The organism is Mycoplasmopsis californica (assembly GCF_000695835.1).
Classification (GTDB): domain Bacteria; phylum Bacillota_I; class Bacilli_A; order Mycoplasmatales; family Metamycoplasmataceae; genus Mycoplasmopsis; species Mycoplasmopsis californica.
This window is the reverse complement of sequence record NZ_CP007521.1, coordinates 726,376-750,174: the sequence shown is the minus strand read 5'-3', so window position 1 is coordinate 750,174 and position 23,799 is coordinate 726,376. Positions and strand designations below refer to the sequence as shown.

Genomic DNA, 23,799 nt, shown 5'->3' with positions numbered 1-23,799 from the left:
TCGATCATTAATTAGAATACACGTTTTTTTTTTTTTTTTTTTTCAAAAATATTCCAAAAACCACTTTCTCTATAAGTTTTTGTCTAAAAAGGTTTTAATTTGTGGCACGTTTTCATATAAAGATATTTTGTTTGCAATTAAAAAAATGCCGATGGCATCTTTATTAAAATCGTTTTTATTTAAGTTTTACACGTTTTTTACCCTCGAAATGATAATCCACCAAGTATATTGTTCCATCACTTAATTGGATGGTAGGCGCATTTTTTACAGGGTTTGATGTAGCAAAATTAATTTTAACTCTTTTAGAATCTATGTGAGTAAATGCACAAGGATTGGGGTAAAAAGCTTTTATTGTTTGTAGAGCTTTTTGAACACTCATTGATGTTTTAATCTCGCCGTCAGATTTATTCAGTTTAGGGCTAAACGACACTTTTGAGATGTCTTGAGGTTTTTTTTGAAGTTTATTTTGGTCAATGTCTCTAATTCATTGAACTATATTTTCAGAAGCGACATTTGAACATTTTTTAAAAACATCAGCGCTTGTATCATTTTCGTCAATTTTAACAACACTTTGTACAAAAACATCGCCAGCATCCATTTCTTTAACCATTTCCATTAAACTAATACCTGTTTGAGATTCTCCTTCCCAAACAGCGTATTGAATAGGAGCGGCACCTCTAAACTTAGGAAGAAGAGATCCGTGAATATTTAAATTGTACTTTTTAGCAATACTTAAAATTTTAGTGGGTATAAATTGTCCAAAAGCCGCTGTGATTAAGTAATCATATTCTAGTTGTTTTAACTCGTCATAAATTTCACCAATTTTTTCAGGTTGGAAACACGGGATATTGTATTTTTGAGCTAACAACTTGGTTGGAGTTTGTAAGCTAATTCGACCACGAACACTTGGTCTATCAGGTTGAGAAACGATTGCAACAACATTGTAGTTTATAATAATTTGCTCAAAAATATCAACAGCAAATTCAGGAGTACCAGCAAGTAATATTTTTATCATAAAAACAATTATATTATCATAGGGAAATTAAAATATATAATTTTATAAAACTATTTTTAAATCGCGGGGTGCAAAAATGAATCCAGTTTTTGAGAAGTGAAGATCACGAGAAAGTAAAGATAAATCGTTTACTAAGCAACTTTTTAGTTCAAAATTTAGCAAAAAACACAAAAACATTAATAGTGCATTTAGCAAAAACTTTGTTTTTGTTAATCATAAGATAATTGCCCCTGTTGGTGTTGGTACAGCGGTATTAAATGAGTATACAGCTACTGCAATCGCTCAGTCTTTTGCCCGTGTTATTAGGGAAAATTGTGCTGAAAAGAAAGAAATTTTATTAATCAATGATAGAACATTTCACGGTGAATTATTTACCAATATTTTTGCCAGAGTTATAGATGATTATGGATTTAAGGTTGTTATGACTGAATCTTCTGATACTTTGCCGGAAACTTTTCACAGAGTTGTCGCACAAGAAAATGATATTGTCGCTTCTGTATATATTGGAAAGCACGATAGCTCAAAAAATAATATGCAAATTAGTTTTTATTGCAATAATGGCCAACCTTTTTGTGTTGATAGAGCATTTAATATGCAAGAAAACCTAGCCGAGACTGATTATATGTACGTTGAAATTCCTGATCGTACAATTAAATTTAAAAAAATTAATTATTCACACAAAATAATCGACAAAATTACTAATTTTTATACAGATTCTAGTTCATTAAAAGATATTGAAGAACTAAGACAAAATATACAATTTGGTTCACGAAGTAACATCGAATTTTTTGAAAAAATATTCAAAAATTTAAATTTAAATATTCCAATAGCTAATCAATATAAAAATAAAAATTGATTTAAATCTAAGTTAAAACACTTAAATAAAATTCATAATTCAACTATATTTAGAAAAAACGATGTAAATATAGCTATAAATAGCAAAGGAAGCGGATTAGTCGTTTCGTATAAGCACAAACATGTTTATAAGTACTTAAATACTTCGCAATTAGCAGGGTTATATTTATATTTTTTAATAAACGATGATCCTAATTTTGATCGAACTAAGTTAAGCAAATATTATGTAGCCCGCAGTATTGACACTGGATCGTTAGTCGATGTAATTGCAAGTAAAAATAACTTGGATGTATTCACGTATTCCAATGATGATGAGTTATTTGATAAGTTTAAACAAAACAAAAATTTATTATTAGCACATAACAACGAGTTTGAATATATTATTAATCCTGAAATACTAACTTACAATGCTTATTCATTTGCCTTGGAAATTTTGCGCATGGTTGCTTTTTATAAGCAAAAAAACCTTACTCTTTTTGATATCTTGTCAAGGATTTATGATGAATTTGGTTTTTCGCACACGGTGGATAAAATATATGATTTAGAACACTCTAATTTAGAACCTTTTATCAATCGCATAAAAATGACAGGCAAACTAGCGAATCAAAAAATAACGAGTATAAACGAGTACAAAATCAGTAATAATTCACTAAAAACGCAGTATGAAATACGTTTTGCACAAGGCGAGAGGTGTGTCTTATCATACAATGGCATAACTGAGAAATTAAATTTATTTTCTGATGTTAGGATGCGTTCAAATGATAAAAGAAAATTAGACGCAATTATTAGAGAGAAAGAAATTATTGATAATATATTAGATTTAAAAGAAACTAACAGAATAAAGACAATTAAATTAGGTTCAATAATTAAATATATTGGATTGGTACTTATTTTAGTTGGTATATTCCTATTTTTATTCCACTCTGTTTACAATTATAAAGATTCAACAAAAATTGGGGATGCTAACATTGGCGCGATTTTGTGAACGATGTGAAACCAAATTAATCACGATCGCTGAACAAGACTTTCATTTATAGCAATGTTGGGCTGGTTCCCGTTATATTCAATAATCAATTCAATTATATTTAAACGGCTACTTACCTGACAAAATGTGAAAGTAAAATTTTCTGACTTAATGATTGGTTCGCTGATATCGCTTGTGGCACAAAATGTGACACCGAAGTCGATTGGAGGCGATTTAGCTACATACTGATTTTTACGAAGACGTGATGTTCCAAGACCTGAGTTGCTATCTTCAATAGTAATTAACACTTTTATATGGCAAATTTCAAACCTTATTTTAACAATTATATTTGTGCCGATTGGCATTCATTTTTATGGCAATTTCTTCGCTAATTTATCAGATCCAGCAGTTTTAACAATGCTTATATCACTTATTTTAGGAATAACTATTGATACTTTTTTAGTTATTATCGTTTTGGTTCTTTCATTGAGTAGTAAACTTCAAAATAAAATTCTAAAAACATTTGTTCATGTGGTTGAATGATTGCCGTTTATACACGTTTATGATTCGGAAGCTATGATATCAAAATACCAATATGAATTGTATAAAGTAAGAGAGGGATTAAAAACTGTACTTCGCAAGTGATATAACTTTGTAGAAATATTATTTTGAAAAATAATTTTAACTTTCTATGTTCCAACAGCTTGATTCGCCCTTTCAGCAGACATGTTACAACCCGATTTGGTCGGAGGTTCATATTTCAATATGACTGTTGCTAGCGTGTTGGCACGCAATATTAACTCGATATCTCCAACACCTGGTGGCACTGGAACCTCAGATATTATTAATAAAGCTGTTTATGAATATATCTTAAAACCCGATGTCACAAATGGATGAAGCGCAACTCAAAGATCGTCGCTTCTTACCTCGATAAAAGGTATGGGAGAAGTTATATTACCAACCTTTCTTTCAGCAATAATTTTATTCATTGTATTTATCGGCGAAAAAAGAGTAGATCACTATCGTGATAAAGCTAAAAATGAAACTTTAAATCAAACTTCCTCAGTTGAAGAAATTAAGAAAATAAAATCAAAATTTTACCCTGTTACATTCAGTCTACTAACCTTAATTTTGCTAGGTGGTTCAATTCTATTCATATTTAATCCGTGAGTATAATTTAAATATTTGATTAAAAAATAAAAACGCATAAGTACTTAGTTGTTTCTTATGTGTTTTTATTTTTTTGGTTAGTATTCTTGCTAAACCTAGCAAAAAAAATTGAGGATTTTGAGGTTTATTTTGCTAAAAGTATCTAATTAGATATTTATTAATGAAAAAATGATTCTATAAATTGCCTTTTTTGTGCCTCTGCAATTATAAATTACAGGATTTTGGAGAAAAACGGCATTATTTTCAATTTTTATGGTATGCTAAAAAAGCAAAATTATTTTGTAAACAATTATGAAAGGAGGCGTTATGCAGACTAAACTATCTTTTGAAGATAAGTTGCAAAAAAATAAAGCGCTATATGGCATTTTTATTTGATTATTTATTTCGATAGCGTATTTATTATTTATTGCTAACTGAGGCTTTGGTGGATATTTAACTGGTAAAGGTATCAGTATTGAAGGTGATAAAACAATATTAAACCCTGGTATTTTAGGGTACTTTGGAATTAATGGAAATGATTCATCATTTTTACTTAAAAACCAAGCAGCCAACTGGGGTATAACTATTGGTCGTGGTATCGGATCAGTTGCGGTTGCTTTATTGTTATCGAAACTGTTCCACAAATATACTACTATTGTAGCTTTATCATTAACGTTACTAGGTATCCCAGCACAATTTCTACCTAGCCAACCATACGGTTATGTATTATTTTTAGTACTAAGAACATTAATGGCAATTGGAGGGACAATGATGATTATCTTGACCCAACCTATCGTTGCTAATTTCTTTACTAAAAAACAAAAATCTGTAGTTTCGCAATTCGGTATCTGATTCTACCCACTAGGTACAATTATTGCTGTTTTACCATTTGTTGTTGCACACTACACAAAAGCAAACGATGTTGTTATGAATAATTGAAAAACTATTTTAACTACATTATCAGCTTTAAATGTTATTCCGTTGTTAGTTATGATTATTTTTGGATCAAGATTTGACGCTAAAAAAGCTCAAGAAGAAGAATCAATGGAAAAACAAGAAAGTGGCTTGAAATTACTTGGGGTTTACTTTAGAAAAAAAGCTACCTGAGCTTGAACATTACTATATGGGGGATGATTATGTGCCGTTGTACTTCCAACAGCGCTATCGCACGTTATATTCCCAAAACTTGCTGAAATAGCAGGAAATCCTGCGGGCGAAGCTACACACATTAGAGAATGATATATTGTATTCTTGGCTGCTGTGTTTGTAGGTCCTATTACAATTGGCCTATGGTCAAGATTCCCGCTAAAACGTAAATGATATATAGCATCAGTTATTTTATTAGGAATCTCATTGTATGTTTTATCAATGATCACATACGTATGAGGAGTTTCTAAAGGTGATATAACTTCACGTGTTATTTTCTATATTTTAGGTTTCTTATCAGGATTATCATTATGAGGTATTCAAGGAGTTATGTTGAATACACCACACGAATACAAAGATAATAACCCTAAAACAATTGGATGAATGTTTAGTTTAATTTGAGGTTTAGGATTTATTTTCTTTACACTTGTTCTAATTTTAATTAACTTAGTCCCAATTATTGCTGGTGGAAAATTCGCAGTAAATAATATTTGAATGTATGTAATTATTATTGTTGCATCACTAATTTCAGTAATTGGTTTATTAATGTTAAAAGAACCAGATCCTGAAGCTAATACATTCCCATGATCTAATAAAAAATAAATAAAAACACACGGGTTATCGTGTGTTTTTGTATTGAATTTCAGTTTAATCACTGCTTAAATCCATTTTAAATGTGTTTTTACATACTAGCTTGGGGTCGATATCTGGACGTGTTTTTCACAAGTTAAACGCAAATTCTTTAACAACATTTCCAGCCCCGAAAGGAAAATTGATATTGTATTGCCGATTCAATTCTTGCATTCTAATTAAAAATGCTTCCCGAGCTAAAATTGATGCGCAAGCCACTTCAATTGAAAGCGACTCTGCTTTATTAGCCAAAATAATATTTTGACTAAAATCACTAAATTTAACAAAACTATTAGGGCCTTTAAATTTATTAAAATATTTCTGCATGCTATTTGTTGTTGAGTATTTATCAATAAAAATATACTGAAAAAACTCAATTTTATTGATAATTTTTTCAATTGCATTTAAGTGTGCAAACATTTTTAATTCATTAGCATTATTATATCTGCTCATATTATTGTAACCGTTAGGAGTTAATACATAAACGCCCCAGGTACATAGACTCTTAATTTTTGGTGCAATTTTTAATATGTTGCTGTCGTTAATTTTTTTCGAATCCCTAACCCCTAACTTCAAAATAGATTCTTTGTTGATATTAGGAATAAATACCGCGGCTGCAACTAATGGGCCGAAATAATCACCTACCCCAACCTCATCAACACCAATAATTTCATCATCGGCAGTAACTTTATATTGCTCAAATTCAATAAACTGCATTATTAATCCAAATCTGCAGTTAAAAAAGCTTCGGTTTTCATTTTTGCTCGTTCTTTATTGCTTTTTTCAATTTCTGCCTCGGGGTTATCTAAAAATCGATTAATATAGTACCCAACACCACCTTCAGCATTTGTATATTCAAGACGAACAGTTGCTTGCATTTTGACTGGGTCTTTTGAGTTTTTCATCGCAACCGAAACTTTCGCAACTTTAAACATTGGAACATCATTGTGTCCATCGCCAAACACAACAATATTTTCTAGTGGGATGTCATAGTAACGACTTAATAATGAAATTACCCGACCTTTATTTACAGATACATTAGTAATATCAAATACAGGAGTTAAACCTTCTCCTTTTGATCAATAAGAAAATTCACCTAAATCACCATATCTTGAACGTAGGTATTCTCTTAATTCTTCGCAATCTGTTGTTTCTTTAACATCAAAAATAATACCAGTTGGGCTTAGCGGGATTTTATTTAAATCCACTCCGACAACAAATTTACGATTTTGAGCAAATCCAAATACACGCTCTAAATCGTCGTCACGTTTTTGAATTAAAACTCATCCCGGACCTTCGATGGCGACATTTGTAATCTCATCTTTAACTTTAGGGTCACCTAAAATATAAAGCATTTCGTTAAGATTTAGGTATTTGATTGAAGGAATAAAGTTTTCATCACTTGGATTGTGAATTTGAGAACCGTTATAGTTAGTAACCACAGTGTCTAAGCCCAGTTCATGATAAATTGGCTTTGTTGAAAGTCAAGGACGACCAGTAATTAAGCAGACAATGTGACCTTCCCTTTTAGCTCTTTCAATCGCTTCTTTGGCAATAGGGTGAATTGTACCTTTTGCGCTTGATGATAATAATGTACCATCAAGGTCAATGGCAAACATAAATCTTTTGTTTTTCATTTAAATTCCTCAAAACTTTATTATAATTATTAATTTTATATATGTGAATTATATATTAGTAAATTTAAATCTTAAATATTAAATTATACATTTATAGGAGTATAGACTGATTCGTTAATAATTTTTCTATTTTCAATGATGATTTTTATAAATAAAAACTTTTTTATTTAACACGAATAATTAAGAAATCAATTATATTTATACCTAAAAATGCTTTGAGAAAATTTTTAATATTTTTTTAAATTACGTTTAAAAGTAAAAAATAAAAATTAAGGTATAAACCACACTGAATTTTTAAGTTTTTATAGCTAACTTAAAAACGAAAATGCAAATTTCACTTTGAAAATTAAATAATAAATAGCTTTTTGAAAAATCATTTTTTAAGTTTGGACTTTAACAATTTTTTCAGTTTATATTATAGGTATAGAATTTTTTAATGGAGAAAAAATGTTTAAGCAAAAAGAAATAAAAACAGCGAAAACTTATTCTATACTTGGAATTGCCAATTTTGTTCTTGGTATATTAGTTCTTATTTTGCATTGGCTATTTGTAGTACAACTAGCTATGGAATCTAGCATCACCTTTGTCACTCTTGCATTTTTTATAATATTTGTAATACTATTTATTCCAATTGGTATCGCAGGACTTGTATTTTGAATAATTACATTAATAAATGCATATCGCCTAAAAAATAAAACATATTTTATTGTAGCGTTGGTTCTCCCTCTTGTTGGAATAGCTATTTCACATTGTTTTATGGGTTTTCTAATTGCAAATGAAATGGCTAAAGAAAACAAGGGAAACGAGTAAATTAGTATTTTATATAAATAAAGTTGCAAATTCAAGACACATAAATGAGTAAAATTTATTCTTTTGTCTTGAATTTTTAATTTCAATTATTACAAAACTTGGCAATTACAAAACACAATGTTTAAAAGATATTTGTGTAAATATTGTTATATTTTCTCACGATTTTTAATAATAATTTTATTTTTAGCTTTAAAATGAGTTAAGTTCTTCTTATTTTTCCATAAAGTTAGTTATTTAACTTTTAAATTAAAAATGCTTAATTAACGATATTTCAAGTACTATAAATAACTTTTTAATGAAAAGTGTATTAAAAAAACAGCCTGAGATTGAAACAAAACCTCCAAAACATTCAGTAACTGTGTTAATTTAATATAATTATAGTGGTACAAATTTAGTCTCTTTGTACCACCTCTTATATTTTTGAATAGATCTAAATTAAAAGGATAATATGAACCATTTAGTTAAGATATTAACTTCGCAAGGGTTATATGGTGCCGTTCTTGCAACATTAACCTTTGTTCTAATCGGTTGGATTATCACACGTAAAGGACTATTCACAAAGGAAATTAACGGTAAAATCTCTAAGTTCTTATTAGATTGAGCTCTTCCTTTCTTGTGTTTAGTTGCCTTCATGGTTCCAGCTGATGCTACAATCGGAAAAGAAGTGGGAGTAGTTATAGGGCTATCGGCAGCATTCTATATTTTAATGGCTGTATATAGTTTTGTAATTGTTAAGTTTTTCCCACGCTTAATTTCAACAAAATTAAGAGCAAAAGCTCGCTTAGCATACGAAAAGTCTGACAAATCAGCAACGTCAGTTAAGTACGAAGAAGCGTATGTTGAAAGCTATGCTCAAAAAATCCTAGCCGCTCAAATGATGGTTTCCTATGCATCACTTCAATTCTAAGCAGTACCTCTTGTAAACGTATTGGGAAAAGAAGTTTTTGGCGGAACAGGTACAGCACTGCTTCAAGTATGAAACCTACCATACATGATTGGTGCATTCTCATATTTAAAATTCCAATATTCAGGTCAAAAATTTACAAAAGATCAAGTTAAACCAGTAGTTAAAGCTTTATTTACTCCTATGCTTGTAATTTTATATGCGTCAATGATATTATGAGCACTTCAATTTATACCAGGCCTAAATGCTAAGTTAACAACTAACCCTTCAGACCCGTTCAATTTTGCTACGGATGTTACAAAGGGTAAACAATTCTGAGAAGGATTATTAGTTAGATTCCCAGCTATAGGTGTAATTGTTAAAGCTGGTATAAGCATTATTTCTCCTCTTGCGTGAATCGTTATCGGTGGTTCATTAGCCAGCTCAAATCTTAAAAAAGCTGCTGTTGATAAGGATGTTTGAATTACAACTGCAAGAATGCTAATTATTAGACCATTAGTTATTTTTGGTATTATTGCAGGTTTAGTATATCTACGTGCTATTAACAGCCAAACCGGAACACTTATTGTTGTTCTAGCTGCGTGTCCACCTGCAGCGGTTACAATTATCTTCTCAGCCGCTTATAAACACGAACACACGACCTTTACTGCTGAAGTAAACTCTCTTGGAACGTTGTGTTGTCTTTTAGCTTTACCAGTATGAACAGTTATAGCACACGCAACATATTCATCAATTATATCTTAACCTCATTAAAAAATGACCCTGCGGGGTCATTTATTTTTGAAGTTTTAATCCTCAAATATCTTCAATTAGATCTGTATCCATTTTATAACTAGAAGCTGATTTCATGGTTGCTTCTTGATAGCTTCATGCTTTTTTATCGGGATTTATCTTACTGAAATGAGATATTAATTTATGATTATAATTCTCTATATCTGATTTTAAACGTTCAAAATCATAACGGTCATTAAACACGCGGTTCATTTTTGGTTTAATTTCACCATTGTTTTTAGCGTAACCAATTGTTAAGCCAATAACAGGGAAAGCTTGGCCTTTAATTTCTAAAATTTCAGTTAATTCTTTAACAATAGTTCTAGTTAAACCTAAAAAACAAGTGCTTAAGCCTAATTCAATCGCTATGTCTTGTGCCATAGTTGCTTGAATGAAAGCGTCTCCGACAGCGACAGTATATGACTCAGAAGAATGATTGGTATATTCATACTCTGGGAATATTTATCTTGTGCATTATTAAGGCGATTATAATCTGCTAGAAAAATTAAAAACATACTGCAGGTTTTAATAGCGCCGGTATACTTACTAGTTGCTCCTAGACGTTCTAAAAGATTTTTGTCACGGACAACAATAACGCTTGATGAATGTCAGTTTGATGAATTAGGTGCTGAATTGATAACGTCAATAATTTTGTTGTAATCATCTTGCGAAATCTCTTTAGAAGTATCATATTCTCGAACAGAATATCTATTTTTAATTTTGGTATAAAAATCCATAATTAATCCTTTATTTTTTATTTCTTATTTGTTATTTCGTAAATTAAGTTGGCTAATTCTTCTTTATCCATTTTATCGTATCCACTAATATTTAATTTTTCGGCAATAATATATAGATTCTGAATAGGTAAATCTAACATTTTTTGGATTTGTTGCTTTTTGTGTTCTTTGTTGTCATTGTCAATAATTTCGGCAGGCTCTTCGTCCGTGTTAGGTTTATCTGTCATTTCTTGTTTTTCAGGAGCCATAGACTTAAATAAATTGTATAGTGGATTTGAAGGATCCATATTTTCAACTTCTTTTGTGAATAATTCAAAATTACGAGCATTAATAAACTTAGCGGCAATAATTCTAAGATTTCTGAAAAACGCATAATATAGGACAACAGAAGCTAGGGAAAAAATAATATTTAAAACAATACGAGTGATTTGTAAAGGTTCTAGGTAGCTATTTGACGTGTTTTGATGATAAATTAAAAATCCTAAAATCTCAATAAATCCAATAAATGATATAAAACCAAAAACCATTAAAGTACCTAAATTCAGATGCTCAAATGATTTATTACGATATGAGTTTTTAATACTTATTAAAAATTTAATTGTTATAAATAAAATAATGACTACAGAGATACATTGTATCACCATGCTTGCATATTTATCGCTAATTCTATTTTGAGCTTGGTCTTGTGTAGAGCCATCGCCCAATGCAAAAATAAATATTGAGACAAGACACAGAGCGATTGATAATAGAGACAAAAAGATTGATGAAACTACTGAACCAACAGCGAATTTGCGATATTTTGATTTTTCATCTTTTCAAAGTTCTTCAACTGTTGGTGTATTTTTATTAAAGAATGGATTCATATTTCTCCTTTTTTATTTTATTTAAATAATGTATTAAAATCGAAGTCAGCAATTGCAAATTCATTGGGCACAGGTGCAAAAACATTGATTTCTTTTCCGGTCATCGGATGTATAAAATTCAACTTATAAGCATGAAGACGTTGATTAAAATCATCAACTTTTTTATTGTAGACAGCGTCCCCATAAACCGGATGACCTATGTATTTTAGGTGAACTCTAATTTGATGAGTACGCCCAGTTTCCAATTCACAAAGAACTAATGATTTTGGCATTTTATCTATGTAAAAATGTTTTAAAAGGGTGACATTTGTTACAGATTCTTTACCATCACGATGTACAGTCATTTTTTTACGATCATTAGCGTGTCTATTGATTGGGAGGTTTATTTTAGTGTTTTTATTTTGAATTAAACCATCACAAATTGCAATGTACGAACGTTTTATTTCATGATTTTTTAACATTTCAACAAGCTTAATATGCGTTAAGTTATTTTTAGCAATAATTAAAAGCCCGCTGGTATCCTTGTCAATTCTATGAACTATTCCTGGTCGCAATAAACCATTTTCATTTGAAAGGGTTTTAAAATGGTGTAATAATCCATTTACCAATGTATCCTCGTAGTGCCCCGGAGCTGGATGAACTACTAAATCTGATGGCTTATTCAAAACTACTAAATCATCATCTTCATAGATGATGTCTAAATCCATTCTAGTTGGTACCACATCCGTTTGTTTTTCAATGAGTTTTGTAATTGTTATATTCCAACCTTGCTGAACAATATAATTTGGCTTATTAACTGGAATTGTATTGTCATTTAGGTAGACTGCTCCTTGTAGTATTAATTGCTTAACATCATTGCGTGATAATTCACTATTGTCCGATATGTATTTATCTATACGTTCCTTATAATTTACTTCTAACTTTAACATATATAGAATTATAATTGAAAATTAAAATATCTAATTTGTTAAACTTGACAGCTCTTATGTTATTTTAAAAACTTGATATTAACAAAAACATGCTTAGCCAATCAATCAAAATTAAAATCAGGATTGTAGGTTAAAGATCAGGAAATTCCATAAAAATTTACAATTGCTTTAACTCTGTAATATTCATCTAAATTCACTGAAAAACCAGTGTATTTAGCATACAAATTGAGTATTTTTAGCTCAGTATCGACATCATAATCCAAGTCTGAACAATGATATGCTAAATCAAAATATTTTGAATTCATTGAGCAGTATTCAAAATCAATAAATTTAATTTGGTCACTAGTGTTGAGAATAATATTTTCACGATTTAAATCATTATGGCTTGGAACTTCATTAGGTAATGTAAGTGAATTATCAATAATTTTTTGCTTTAAATTTTCAGAAAAGCAAGCATTATATTTTTCATGGTTTTTTAACTTATTTACGTAGTATTTAATACGCTCAGCAATTTGATTTTTTTGCAATTTTACTGAAAATGTGTGTAATTGAGCAATAGCTTTAACAATTTTTTCCTGAATTGTAGTGTCATCAAAACTGAATTCTTTATTGTTTATGAATTTACGAATAATTATTTGCTCATCTTCGTAAATTACTTTTTCATTTGGTTCGAGTTTATCAAAAATTTTTAAGGGATTTAAGTGATTAAAAGCGTTTTTGTGTTTTTTTTGGATGAAAAGATCATTTTTAACAAAAGAAGTATTAGTATAACCTTGTGTCAGTTGTTTTGCCTGGTCATCAACTGCAATATTGCTATATTTGATTTTGTAAGCATTTTCTCTAAATTCATCAGTGATGTAACTCATTTCTTCAAATTCTTGTGCACTAATGTTAAATTCTTGCATGACTATTTCTTTATCAAAATTTTGAGCTTGTACAAGTGTTAAAGCATCGAAAAAAGGATGTGCTTTTCTAACTCATTCAAAGTCAATTAACTCTATTTCGCCATTGTCATTTATTAAAACATTTTTGGCCGATAAGTCTGAGTGTGAGGTGACTAATTCATTAGTTTTTGAGTATTTTTGTACTAATTTTTGATATTTTTCAGTACCCCTCCCATATGTGAATAAGTCAATTTGTGGAACCTCGATATCCATTTTGTGAAATTCTTTAATTTTTTGTATAACAGCACGCTGAATCTTTTGTGTAAGGTTTATTTTTTCCAGTGTTTGGCCTTCAAATCATTTTCTGATTAAGATACCGTCTTTGTAATAAATTGTTGAGCTAAGATGACTAAGAACTCTTGCCTCAATATCGTGATTAACTAAATCAGAAATTGGCAGGCGCAATTGACACATAATTCCTTGAAAAAGACACTTAAATGTATAATTATGAAAACCTTTATAAATAAATTCAATATTTTCTAACTGTTTATATATGTCTTTTGGGATTTTATTTTCAATAAATTTTGTGTACATAAAACATCCTTTATATTAACGATTGGTCACTTAGTCTTGTGTATGGAGTTTTGCGTGTTGAAAATAAGAGATCGATAAGTGACTTATAGTAAGGGATAAACGAATTAGAATCAACAGCTTCATAAATTTCTTCTTTAGTCATTCAGCGTATTTCATCAATTTCATTCTTATCAAACTGAAATTGAGAAATATTTCAATTACATTCAGAGACATAATAGTCGCAGATAAAATTTCTTAAATTTAGAGAAATAAACGGCTTAGGATATTTGCTTTTATAATTAAATCCTAATTCTTCCATTGTCTCTCTTTGGATAGCTTGATAACTCGATTCCCCACTTAATGTGCCACCACCGGCGCTAAATTCTCAATATCCCCCAAATATTTGCTTATTTTTTGCACGCTTTTGCACAAGCATTTTACCTTCTTGATTAAACAAACAGAGAAAAACAAATAATTTATGCTCTCCTTCTTTTAAATTGGATTTGCGTGGATCATTTTTTCTGATAATTTGTCTATTATTGTCATAAACATCCGTTAATTCCATGATATCTCCTAATTGATATTTATATTATACTTTCAATGTAAATATACTAGCTTTAATTGAGTTGATTTACACATAAAATATTGATTTAGGTGTAAATTATTTCTTTTTAATATTATTTAGTGGAAAACAGATGGTAAATTGATTTATTCCACTTTAACAACGCACGCTATGATTATTTATTTCTTGCACAAATCCGGAAAATATAAATTTTTATAAAAATATTGGCAAAAATAAAAATTGTATTATAATTACTATGCTAATTTTAGCAATGTGGAGGGGTAGCGAAGCGGCCAAACGCGGGTGGCTGTAACCCACTTCCTAACGGTTCGGGGGTTCGAATCCCTCCCCCTCCACCATTTTGCCCCTTCGCCAAGCGGTAAGGCATTGGTTTTTGGTACCAACATGCGTTAGTTCGAATCTAACAGGGGCAGCCATATCACCGAAAGGTGATTTTTTTTATTTTGTGATATCATTTAGGTTATGGAAAATCAGTTTTATTCATCAGATGTTGGCTCAAACAGCCAATTAAAAGGAAAAGTTGGAAATAAAGTAATAGTTGGTTCAATAATTGTTTTTGCTTTAAATTTAATTTTAGCAATTGCAGCAGGAATGATTTTTGTCAATTTTTTTGCTAAAAGTACAAAGATATTTATACCGGTATTTACAATATCACTAATTTTAGAAATAATTTTAGTAATTATCTTTTTCGCTTTTGGTTTAAGAATGCCAATTTATATCTCAATACCTTATACTGCAATAACATCTATTGTTTTAGGGATATTTATTTTAAGTGCGATAAGTTTTAGTGGATTAGGGTCAATAAATATTAATTTATTATTAGCTTCATTATTTATTCCTCTTGTTGCTATGTTGATTTTAGGAACACTAGCTTATTTCATGAAAATAAATGTAACTTTTTTATCAATAGTTATATCAGTATTGTTGGTTACAACACTTGTTTTTTTGATTGTTGTATGATTCGTTAGTCGAAGTTGAGCTACTACAATGTTTTCGTTCCTGGGATTAGCATTGATGCTAGCATATATGGCTCTTGATTGATACTTGATTGTTAAATTTAATAATAATTTTAAATCTTATGAAAATCAAGAACAATCTAAATTGCTTTGATTAAAATATTCAATCTACTTTGGATTTAGATTATTTTATGACTACATTTATGCAGCATACTACATATATAATTTATTTAGAGGTTAGAAAGATTAAAAAAAACAGGGAGACCTGTTTTTTTAATTGTGAAATATAAACATTAGCGTTATAAGGCACTAATGTTTATGGAAATGGTTAAACTCTGTCTGATGCTTCGATTAACTCGACAACATCTTTAATAGATTTTATTTTCATTAATTCGTCGTCGCTCACACGAATTTTTAATTGTTCTTCTAGTTCAAAAACCAATTCGGCAAGACTTAAAGAATCAATTTTTAATTCTTTAAGTAAAGAGTCCATTTCTACTTTCACTTTTGTGTATTTTTGAATTTGATTAATAACTAAATCTTTAATATTCATACCGTTATTATACAATAACAAAACGATTTTTCCCGTTAATATCTTTTATGATTTTAGCTTCTCGAATTTGCTCTCATTTATCAGAATGAAGAGGATTAATTTCGAGAATTAGCTTTCCATTAGGTTTAAGGTATTTCTTATATTGCGACAGTATTAAATCGTAGTAATATCAACCTTTATTTGGGGCATATAGTGCTTGTTGTGGTTCGTGAATTAGGGAATTATTATTCTTCAAAATAACTTTATCATCAAGATAAGGAGGGTTAGAAATAATTAGGTCAAATTTGCCGGTTATACTGTTAAATAGATTGCTTTTGATAATTTTTACACACTCATCAGAACCGAAATTAACAATTGAATTTTTCCGGGTTTGAGTAATAGCTTCAGTGTCAATATCGCTTAAAGTAACACTTACTCATGGGGCATTTTTTTTGATTGCTAGACCAATAAAACCTGAACCACAACATAGATCTAAAACCTTAAAATCAGTAGCTTTAGGAATATGTTTTTTTAAAACAAGATCTACCATCTCTTCAGTTTCATAGCGTGGTATTAAAACTTTATGTTCTAAATTTATACGTGTATTTAAAAATTCAACATATCCCATAATATATTGAATTGGCATATTATTTTTCAGTAATTCAATCTCATCTGCACTAACAGTCGGTTCTAATCCATATCGCTTTTTTTCTTGAATTAATTCTTCAATAGTTGGCATTATTTCAGTCCGCTTGTAGCAATTTTTTGATTTTGTTCTTCGGTCAACAAGCTTTGAATAATAGGTTCTAATTTACCTTCAATCACTTGTTTTAAAGAGGTTGAAAACCCGATTCGATGGTCAGTAACACGGTCTTGTGGATAATTATATGTTCTAATTTTTTCGCTTCTATCGCCATGTCCAGCAAGCTTACGATAATTAGATTCTTCATTTTGTTTTTTTTGCATTTCAAGGTCATATAACTTAGATTTTAAAACAGACATAGCAGACTCACGGTTAGCTATTTGACTTCTTTCGTCTTGCGAGGTAACTACAATTCCAGTTGGAATGTGAGTAATTCTAACTGCTGAGTCAGTAGTGTTAACGCTTTGTCCACCAGCTCCTGATGAACGGAATGTATCAACTGTTATTTCATTTGGTTTAATTTCGATATCGATGCTATCATCTAATTCAGGCATGACTGTAACTGTCACTGTCGATGTGTGAATGCGCCCAGATGACTCGGTAGTTGGTATTCTTTGGACTCTATGAACACCTGTTTCGAATTTTAATTTTGAATATGCATTTTCACCTCGAACAACAAAGACAATTTGACTAAATCCGCCGGCACTAGCAGCTGATGACGAAATTGTTTTGTATTTAAAACCTATTTCATCGGCGTATTTTGTGTACATTCTAAATAAATCGCCAGCAAAAATATTAGCTTCATCACCCCCGGCTGCTCCTCTAATTTCAATAATTACGTTTTTATCATCATTTTCATCTTTAGGTAAAATTAAAATTTTCAACTCATCTTCAAGTTGGATCATTTTAGGGGTGTTTTCGTCAATGATTGTTTTGGCAAACAAAACCTCTTCAGGATCTTTTGAAGATAGCATTTCTTTGGCTGAAATTATGTCTTTTTCTAAATTTTGAAATGTCGTGAATGCCTTAGCAATATCATTAATCTTACGAATTTCTCTATTTATGCGTGTATATTCCTTAATATCTTGAATAACGCTATCGTCTGAAAGTTTTTGGTTCAATTCATCAAATTTATTTTTAATTGCCAAAAGTGATTTATACATTGTCTGTTCCATAATGTTTTATATTATAAACTATGGGTCAATATACCAAGGTAAAAAAGATTAATTGTACTTTAATTTTGTTAGTAGAGGTCAGTGTTTTACGTTTTTTTAAAAAAATCCAAGCTATTGCTTGGATGAAATTATTTTTCAATTTTAACTTTAATACCAGGACCCATTGTTGGTGAAACAACAATATTTTGCATGTATGCACCTTTAACGGTTGATGGTTTAAGTTTTTTAATTAGAGAGATAACTGTTTGTGCGTTTTCTACAAGTTTGTCAGTGTCCATTGATACTTTACCGATTTGTGTATGAACAATACCGGCTTTATCAGTTCTATAGTTAGCTTTACCTTTTTTCAATTCTTCAACTGCTTTTTCAGGTGTTGGAGTAACTGTACCAGTTTTGGGGTTAGGCATTAGACCTTTAGGCCCAAGTTTTTTACCGTATTTACCTAAAATTGGCATCATTGCTGGGTCAGCAACCATAACATCGAAATCGAAGTCATCTTCTTTGATTTTTTGTTCTAAAGCTGCTCCATCAACAACTTGATCAGCTCCTGCCGCTGTTGAGGCTTTTTGTTTTTCCGGGTTGTTTGTAACTACTAGCACTCTGACATTTTTACCTGTACCATTAGGTAGTAAAACGGCTCCACGTAGTTGTTGTTCCGCTTTACGAACGTCTAAGTTTAATTTGAAGACTAATTCAATTGAACCGTCAAATTTTGAATATGAAGTTCTTTTTGCTAAGTCAATTGCTTCTTTTAGGTCATAAGCAACGTTTTTGTCAAAAGATTCTCAAGCAGCTTTAATTTTTTTACCAATTTTAGCCATTATTTGTCTCCTTTAACCGGTGCATCAGTGTAACCCTCAACTGTAATACCCATATTTCTAGCAGTGCCAGCAATTGTTTTCATAGCAACCTCAACATCATCAGTGTTTAAATCCACTAGTTTATATTGAGCGATTTCTCTTAATTGTTCAACAGTAATTGAAGCTACTTTTGTCGTTTTAGCGTTTGAACTACCTTTTGTAATTTTTGCTGCTTGAGCAAGTTTATAACTCGCTGGAGCAGTAAACACTTTAAAGTCAAATGACTTATCTTTATAAACAGTAATTTGAACCGGAACTGGTTCATCTCCTCTATCACGTGTCGCATCGTTAAAAGCTCTTGTAAAGTCGGGCATATTGATACCAACACCAGCTAATGCTGGACCTGGTTTAGCTTGCCCGGCTTTGAATTGCAATTTACGAACACGAACAATGTCAGCTTTTGATTTTGCCATATTTTATCCTTTCGATAATGGTGGTTCTAGCGATATAAATCTCCCACTAGCTTAGAGGCAATTAAATATAAATTGCTTTTTCATTATATTAAAAAATATTTTTTTTGAAAATTAAAAATTTATTTAGTTTGGAATTTTTGACTAGGATATTAAATCTTTTTTTCAAAAAAGAATAAAAAAGACTGAATTGGAGACTGAAAATACTACTTTTTCTTAAAAATTTCCTTAGTTTTATGTTTTCATATACCTTTTTTGTTTCTTTTTGCTTTTTCTTCTGTGTTTTTTAAAGTGTTGAAATAGTCAATTATTTTGCCGTGATTATTTCAATAATTAATATTTTTAGGGATTTTTTCAAGATATTTGACCCGTGCAAAACCCTCTTTAATTAAGCGTAATCCTGCATCTACACCTTCGCTATTATAAATTCGACATACTCAGCGTCCATATTTATCTTCATTAATTTTTTCGATTTTGATCGGTTTATTTTTAAGAATGTTTATTAGTTCATTTTTTGCTAACTGTGCAAAATGATTTTCAAGGGTAGCTACATCGTTATTTTTCTTTTTGGTTTCTGGAGTGTCAATCCCAAGTATCCTTATTCCAATTTTTTTGTCATTGTTATAAAAGTAAATAGTATCCCCATCAGCAACATAATATTTAGTAATTGTTTTTTCTTCGAATTTCTGAGTATAAATTGTGCATGATGCAGTAAATAGTGGAAGGTATAAAGGTACAGGAATTATAAGTTTTTTCATCATAATTTATTTGTGCATAAACTTATTTTAATAGCAAAAAAAGGAATAAATTGATTTTTTGACTGAAATTGTTCAATAAAAAAAGCAATTAAATTGCTTAATTAAATTTTTGTTCAAGGATTGATTGTACTATTTGGGAAGCTTTATTGGGATTAATTTGCCCGTCAGATATTTTCATTAATGAACCTTGAATCATTTTTAAAACACGTTCAGGACGATTTGGATATTCAGAAATTGCCTGTTCATTTTGTGAAATGATTTCTAAAACTCATTTAGTTATTGTTTCAGTATCTGATATTTGTGCCAGTTTATTCTCTTGAACTAGGTCATCTAATGATTTTGAGTTATTTTGTAATAAAGGAACAAGTTTTTTAAACGAACGTCCGCTAATAACCTCATTTTCTAAAAGATTAATAGCTTCAACAAGTTGCGATGGTTTAATATTCAACTCACAAACGTGTTTTTGAGTTGAATTTGCTAATGAAACTACCTCAGCAAAGAAAAGTTTAGATAATTTTTGCTTATCATGGAAGTCAATAGAATCAAAATATTTAGCAAGATCTATGTCGTTAATTAATGAATTAATATAAATGTCTTGTATTCCATATGAACGGTATCTTTGTGTACGTTCTCATGGTAATTCGCTTAATTTTACTGAGTTTACAAATTCTTTTGAGAGCTGAATAATAGGAATATTTGGCTCAGGAAAGTATTTATAGTCAACCTGGCCTGTTTTGGTACGCATAGGAATATTGCTTTGTGTGTCAGGGTCAAAACGTTTTGTTTGTTGCATAATTTTTTCGCCAGTACGTAGTTTTTTTGTTTGAATTTGAATTTCATTTTCGATTGCCTTGGCAATACCACGAAAAGTGGCAATGTTTTTGATTTCGACTTTTGTTCCGAAAACATCAAAACCTTTTGGGCGTAATGAGATATTTATATCAGCACGAAGCGAACCTAATTCCATTTTTGCATCTGAAATATCTAAGGCTAATGCAGTTTGACGTATTGAGTTAACATACGCTACAGCTTCTTCAGCTGAGCGAATACACGGCTTTGTAACAATTTCTATTAAAGGGACACCAGCACGATTATAATCTAATTTAGTTTGAACTCCATGATGTTGTCGTGCAGTATCTTCCTCGAGATGAATTCTTTCTATTTCGACACGATTTTCAGTGTTAAAATCAGTAATTATATAGCCATTTGAACCAATTGGTCGAAAAAACTGAGTAATTTGATAACCTTTTGGTAAGTCGGTGTAAAAATAGTTTTTGCGATCAAAATGTAGCTCAGTATCAATATTCATGTTTAAGGCTTTTGCAAGTTTTATGGCATAAATTACTGCTTCTTTATTTAAAAGAGGAAGAGTGCCTGGATAACCTAAATCAATTTGATTAATTGCTGTGTTAGGTTCGGCTAAAAAGTCGATTGGCGCAGGTGAAAACATTTTTGTTTTAGTTTTTAATTCAAGGTGAATTTCAATACCAATAATAACTTCAAAGCTATTCATTTTCTCCTCCTAAAAAATCTTCCATCCATAATGAATAAGAAAGTAGTTTTTCGTCTGAATAAATTGGTGTTTCAAGCGTAATATTTACGCCAAGGCCTTTTTCATTTTTAATTCACGGTAAAGTAATTGAAGGAAGACCAGCTAAATTACTAGTGGTTAAAATATAGTCCATATAATCATATGATTTATTTTTTGTTGAGTCAATGTAGGGAGCGATGTCTGCACTCGCTGGGTAAATAACTAAGTCATATTGTTCGTGTAAGCGATCTCAATATTCTTTAATTAAACGTCTAACTTGTTGAGCTTTTAAAAATAATTCTTTTTGATTTTCGCTAAATAAGAAAAAACTTCCTAATGTTAGTCGACGTTGTACCATTGTTCCAAAACCTGCTGAGCGTGTATTTGTCATTATTTCTTCTCAATTAGAACCTTCTTTTCTCGACCCGAAAGCAATACCGTTTAAATTAGCTAAATTACTTGATGCTTCTGAGTACGAAATAATATCATAAACAGGCTTAACAGCTAATAATAATTTTTTATCTGGTTTGACGATTTCAATAGTAATATCAGTATTTTTTAATTTTTTAATCAATGATTTATAAGAGTTAAAAACAAATTCAGACAGCAATGATTCTTCAATGTCAAGAATTGCAATTTTAGATGGTTTTATTTTTTTGATATCATTAATTTTTACAGAGACACTTGTAAAATCTTTTGAATCTACACCGAACATTACTTGTGATAATAATGCGATATCATTAACGTTGTGCGCAAAATAACTGACAGTATCAAGTGACGAAGCGTATGCGAACATTCCGTATCGGCTAATTGCGCCATAACTTGGTTTAAATCCAACTTGTGAATTATAAGAAGCGGGCAAACGTACTGAATCACCTGTATCTGACGCGAGTGCGAATGACACGTTTTTAGTTAATGTAGCAGTCGATCCTGATGACGAACCCCCTGAAAGGCGCAAATTGTCGATTGGGTTCTTAATTAATCCGAATGCGCTAAACGTTCCCGTCCCTCCAAGAGCTAGCTCATCATTATACACTTTACCAACAGGTGTTGCACCTGCGTCTAATAATTTTTGCACAGGTGTTGCGTTGTATCCGGGATTAAAAGTCTCTAAAATTTTGCTTGAAGCAGTAGTTTTGACGTCCTTGGTTGCAAAAACATCTTTAATTGTAAACACAGCACCACTTAAAATTCCATCTTTTTCAGTATTTTGTTCTGTATAAACGTGTGCTACTGCATTATTTTTATCGTTTTTCAGCTCTTCTTGCGCTTTTGAGAAGTTACCTTTAACTTTTAATTCCATTATTTAACCACCTTTTCAGTAATTATGTAGTCTTGATCATATTCTAATGCATTTTGCAATGCAGTTTGTTTAGATATTGCTCAGGAAGAATCGATTGTGTCCTCACGCAAGAAGTCAATCCGTGGATGTTCATCAATATGGCTTAAAGGTTTGACTCCTATTGTGTCGATAGCATTAATAAAAGACATTTGCTTTTGAATTAAATCTCACTCACTAAGAATTTGTTCGAGCACATTATCACTAGGTTCAAGCATCAAGCTTTTAACTATTTCAGCTAGTTTTTCTTTATTAATAGATTTCATTACAACTCCTTAAACTCAGTTATCTGGTTCAATTTTAAATGTTTTTTGATTTAAATACTCAATATTACCTTCTAAAGCATTGAATGTTATTGAATATGAATGTAAATAAACACGTTTATCTGGTTTGGCTCCATATTTTACATCTCCCAAAATCGGTGCATCAAGATAAGCACAACTTAGTCTAATTTGATGTTTTCTTCCTGTTAAAATTTCTGCAAAATACTGGTTATTTACTGAATAAATTAACGTCTTTGCAATACATGCATTTTTTGTGGAATGATTTACAACTTTCATTTTTTGATTCATTTCATCTTTTTCTATTCAAAAATTATATTCGCCTGTTTTAATTGGTTTGGTCGGAATAAATTTATAAATTTTTGTGAAGTTCGAATGTTTAGAGTTTAATTGAGCTAATGTTGAATAGTTTTTGGCATAAACTATTATTCCGCTCGTTATTTTATCTAGTCGTCCTACGTGCGAGGGCTTAAATGAGGTTGTTTGGTTAAATTTAAGATAATTTAAGACCTGATTATCAAGTGATTTTGGATGCCCGTGGACAAGAGTATTTATTTGCTTATTTATAATTAAAATATTGTCATCTTCGTAAACAATAGATAGGTTTTGGTTATTTTTTTTGTGAGTAAAAAGTGTAGCGTCATTATTATTTAAACCAAAAATTTCAATTGTTTGGTCAGCTTGAACAATGAAATTTGGATTTTTAATCCGTTGTGAATTAATTTTGACGTCTCCAACACGCAAAATTTTGTGAATTTTTGATAACGGTGTTTTTTTGAAAATAGAGGCTAAAAATTTAATTAATTTGCGCCCCTGGTCGTTTTGAGTGGTTATAAATGTATGTTTAGCCATTTAAAATTAAAA

The 23,799-nt window shown here is 30.4% G+C and carries 24 protein-coding genes, 2 tRNA genes and 1 pseudogene; 8 read left to right on the top strand and 19 right to left on the bottom strand.

From position 1 onward, the window contains the following. Positions 1-175: 175 nt before the first annotated feature. Positions 176-1,015, bottom strand: a complete 840-nt coding sequence (gene fmt / locus MCFN_RS03165; RefSeq protein WP_187468865.1) for a methionyl-tRNA formyltransferase — start codon at positions 1,013-1,015, stop codon at positions 176-178. Between the two features lie 76 nt (positions 1,016-1,091). Between fmt and MCFN_RS03160 the strand changes: the two genes are divergently transcribed. Both MCFN_RS03160 and MCFN_RS03155 read left to right on the top strand, forming a co-directional pair. Continuing rightward, a complete protein-coding gene (locus MCFN_RS03160) occupies positions 1,092-4,010 on the top strand; it encodes a lysylphosphatidylglycerol synthase transmembrane domain-containing protein (RefSeq protein WP_038562290.1) in 2,919 nt (972 codons plus the stop codon). 300 nt (positions 4,011-4,310) lie between these two features. After that, a complete protein-coding gene (locus MCFN_RS03155; RefSeq protein ID WP_038562288.1) occupies positions 4,311-5,732 on the top strand; it encodes a hexose phosphate transporter in 1,422 nt (473 codons plus the stop codon). A 45-nt stretch (positions 5,733-5,777) separates the two neighbouring features. Here the strand turns inward: MCFN_RS03155 and MCFN_RS03150 are convergent, their stop codons facing one another. Together MCFN_RS03150 and MCFN_RS03145 are read right to left on the bottom strand one after the other, a co-directional pair. Beyond that, the gene (locus tag MCFN_RS03150; RefSeq protein WP_038562284.1) at positions 5,778-6,476 is read right to left on the bottom strand and encodes a ribonuclease HIII; all 699 of its coding nucleotides are present in this window, start codon (positions 6,474-6,476) and stop codon (positions 5,778-5,780) included. A gap of 2 nt (positions 6,477-6,478) precedes the next feature. Next, positions 6,479-7,396 carry a Cof-type HAD-IIB family hydrolase gene (locus MCFN_RS03145; RefSeq protein ID WP_038562281.1) on the bottom strand — a complete coding sequence of 306 codons (918 nt, stop codon included), beginning with the start codon at positions 7,394-7,396 and terminating at the stop codon, positions 6,479-6,481. 447 nt (positions 7,397-7,843) lie between these two features. On the opposite strand from MCFN_RS03145, the gene MCFN_RS03140 reads away from it, so the two are divergent. The 3 genes from MCFN_RS03140 (at position 7,844) to MCFN_RS03445 (ending at position 9,854) form a co-directional block, all read left to right on the top strand. Continuing rightward, positions 7,844-8,206 (top strand): hypothetical protein, encoded by a 363-nt coding sequence (locus MCFN_RS03140; protein WP_038562278.1) that lies wholly within the window; start codon positions 7,844-7,846, stop codon positions 8,204-8,206. Positions 8,207-8,654: 448 nt separating this feature from the next. After that, positions 8,655-9,113, top strand: a complete 459-nt coding sequence (locus tag MCFN_RS03450; RefSeq protein WP_051604593.1) for an AEC family transporter — start codon at positions 8,655-8,657, stop codon at positions 9,111-9,113. Between the two features lie 21 nt (positions 9,114-9,134). Continuing rightward, positions 9,135-9,854: an AEC family transporter gene (locus MCFN_RS03445; RefSeq protein ID WP_051604592.1), complete on the top strand. Its 720-nt coding sequence runs from the start codon at positions 9,135-9,137 to the stop codon at positions 9,852-9,854. A gap of 30 nt (positions 9,855-9,884) precedes the next feature. Here MCFN_RS03445 and MCFN_RS03660 read toward each other — a convergent pair whose 3' ends face one another. The 6 genes from MCFN_RS03660 to MCFN_RS03110 are packed head-to-tail and all read right to left on the bottom strand — an operon-like array spanning position 9,885 to position 14,432. Then, on the bottom strand, positions 9,885-10,262 hold the full coding sequence (locus MCFN_RS03660; protein ID WP_235619439.1) for a nitroreductase family protein: 378 nt from the start codon (positions 10,260-10,262) through the stop codon (positions 9,885-9,887). After that, positions 10,247-10,618 (bottom strand): nitroreductase family protein, encoded by a 372-nt coding sequence (locus MCFN_RS03655; RefSeq protein WP_235619438.1) that lies wholly within the window; start codon positions 10,616-10,618, stop codon positions 10,247-10,249. Before MCFN_RS03655 ends, MCFN_RS03660 begins: the two co-directional genes overlap by 16 nt. Before the next feature lie 17 nt (positions 10,619-10,635). After that, the gene (locus MCFN_RS03440; RefSeq protein WP_051604591.1) at positions 10,636-11,481 is read right to left on the bottom strand and encodes an Asp23/Gls24 family envelope stress response protein; all 846 of its coding nucleotides are present in this window, start codon (positions 11,479-11,481) and stop codon (positions 10,636-10,638) included. 17 nt (positions 11,482-11,498) lie between these two features. Further along, entirely contained in the window at positions 11,499-12,410 is a 912-nt protein-coding gene (locus MCFN_RS03120; RefSeq protein ID WP_038562275.1) for an RluA family pseudouridine synthase, read from the bottom strand. A gap of 59 nt (positions 12,411-12,469) precedes the next feature. Then, positions 12,470-13,888 carry a phosphotransferase gene (locus MCFN_RS03115; protein ID WP_038562272.1) on the bottom strand — a complete coding sequence of 473 codons (1,419 nt, stop codon included), beginning with the start codon at positions 13,886-13,888 and terminating at the stop codon, positions 12,470-12,472. A gap of 10 nt (positions 13,889-13,898) precedes the next feature. Then, positions 13,899-14,432, bottom strand: a complete 534-nt coding sequence (locus MCFN_RS03110) for an NUDIX hydrolase (RefSeq protein ID WP_038562269.1) — start codon at positions 14,430-14,432, stop codon at positions 13,899-13,901. A 272-nt stretch (positions 14,433-14,704) separates the two neighbouring features. Between MCFN_RS03110 and MCFN_RS03105 the strand changes: the two genes are divergently transcribed. The 3 genes from MCFN_RS03105 to MCFN_RS03095 all read left to right on the top strand — a co-directional run bounded on the left by MCFN_RS03105 (position 14,705) and on the right by MCFN_RS03095 (position 15,647). Beyond that, positions 14,705-14,788, top strand: a tRNA-Tyr gene (locus tag MCFN_RS03105). A 3-nt stretch (positions 14,789-14,791) separates the two neighbouring features. Beyond that, positions 14,792-14,866, top strand: a tRNA-Gln gene (locus MCFN_RS03100). A gap of 46 nt (positions 14,867-14,912) precedes the next feature. Continuing rightward, positions 14,913-15,647, top strand: coding sequence for an MAG0110 family membrane protein (locus tag MCFN_RS03095; protein WP_038562266.1), 735 nt, complete (start codon positions 14,913-14,915; stop codon positions 15,645-15,647). An 87-nt stretch (positions 15,648-15,734) separates the two neighbouring features. Here the strand turns inward: MCFN_RS03095 and MCFN_RS03090 are convergent, their stop codons facing one another. The 10 genes and pseudogenes from MCFN_RS03090 to MCFN_RS03045 form a co-directional block, all read right to left on the bottom strand. After that, complete coding sequence (locus tag MCFN_RS03090; protein WP_038562555.1) at positions 15,735-15,959, bottom strand: acyl carrier protein; 225 nt, start codon at positions 15,957-15,959, stop codon at positions 15,735-15,737. A gap of 7 nt (positions 15,960-15,966) precedes the next feature. After that, complete coding sequence (prmC, locus tag MCFN_RS03085; RefSeq protein WP_038562263.1) at positions 15,967-16,677, bottom strand: peptide chain release factor N(5)-glutamine methyltransferase; 711 nt, start codon at positions 16,675-16,677, stop codon at positions 15,967-15,969. Next, positions 16,677-17,756 (bottom strand): peptide chain release factor 1, encoded by a 1,080-nt coding sequence (prfA, locus tag MCFN_RS03080; RefSeq protein WP_038562260.1) that lies wholly within the window; start codon positions 17,754-17,756, stop codon positions 16,677-16,679. Before prfA ends, prmC begins: the two co-directional genes overlap by 1 nt. Positions 17,757-17,884: 128 nt before the next feature. Then, entirely contained in the window at positions 17,885-18,577 is a 693-nt protein-coding gene (gene rplA / locus MCFN_RS03075; RefSeq protein WP_038562258.1) for a 50S ribosomal protein L1, read from the bottom strand. Positions 18,578-18,600: 23 nt separating this feature from the next. Next, positions 18,601-19,029: pseudogene (gene rplK / locus MCFN_RS03070) on the bottom strand (50S ribosomal protein L11); the annotation flags it as partial. Positions 19,030-19,232: 203 nt separating this feature from the next. Next, on the bottom strand, positions 19,233-19,784 hold the full coding sequence (locus MCFN_RS03065; RefSeq protein ID WP_038562552.1) for a thermonuclease family protein: 552 nt from the start codon (positions 19,782-19,784) through the stop codon (positions 19,233-19,235). A 97-nt stretch (positions 19,785-19,881) separates the two neighbouring features. Continuing rightward, positions 19,882-21,297, bottom strand: a complete 1,416-nt coding sequence (gene gatB / locus MCFN_RS03060) for an Asp-tRNA(Asn)/Glu-tRNA(Gln) amidotransferase subunit GatB (RefSeq protein ID WP_038562253.1) — start codon at positions 21,295-21,297, stop codon at positions 19,882-19,884. Continuing rightward, positions 21,290-22,618, bottom strand: a complete 1,329-nt coding sequence (locus MCFN_RS03055; RefSeq protein WP_038562250.1) for an amidase family protein — start codon at positions 22,616-22,618, stop codon at positions 21,290-21,292. Before MCFN_RS03055 ends, gatB begins: the two co-directional genes overlap by 8 nt. Then, entirely contained in the window at positions 22,618-22,920 is a 303-nt protein-coding gene (locus MCFN_RS03050; RefSeq protein ID WP_038562248.1) for an Asp-tRNA(Asn)/Glu-tRNA(Gln) amidotransferase subunit GatC, read from the bottom strand. Before MCFN_RS03050 ends, MCFN_RS03055 begins: the two co-directional genes overlap by 1 nt. Before the next feature lie 9 nt (positions 22,921-22,929). Next, the gene (locus tag MCFN_RS03045) at positions 22,930-23,787 is read right to left on the bottom strand and encodes a pseudouridine synthase (protein ID WP_038562245.1); all 858 of its coding nucleotides are present in this window, start codon (positions 23,785-23,787) and stop codon (positions 22,930-22,932) included. Positions 23,788-23,799: the final 12 nt, after the last annotated feature.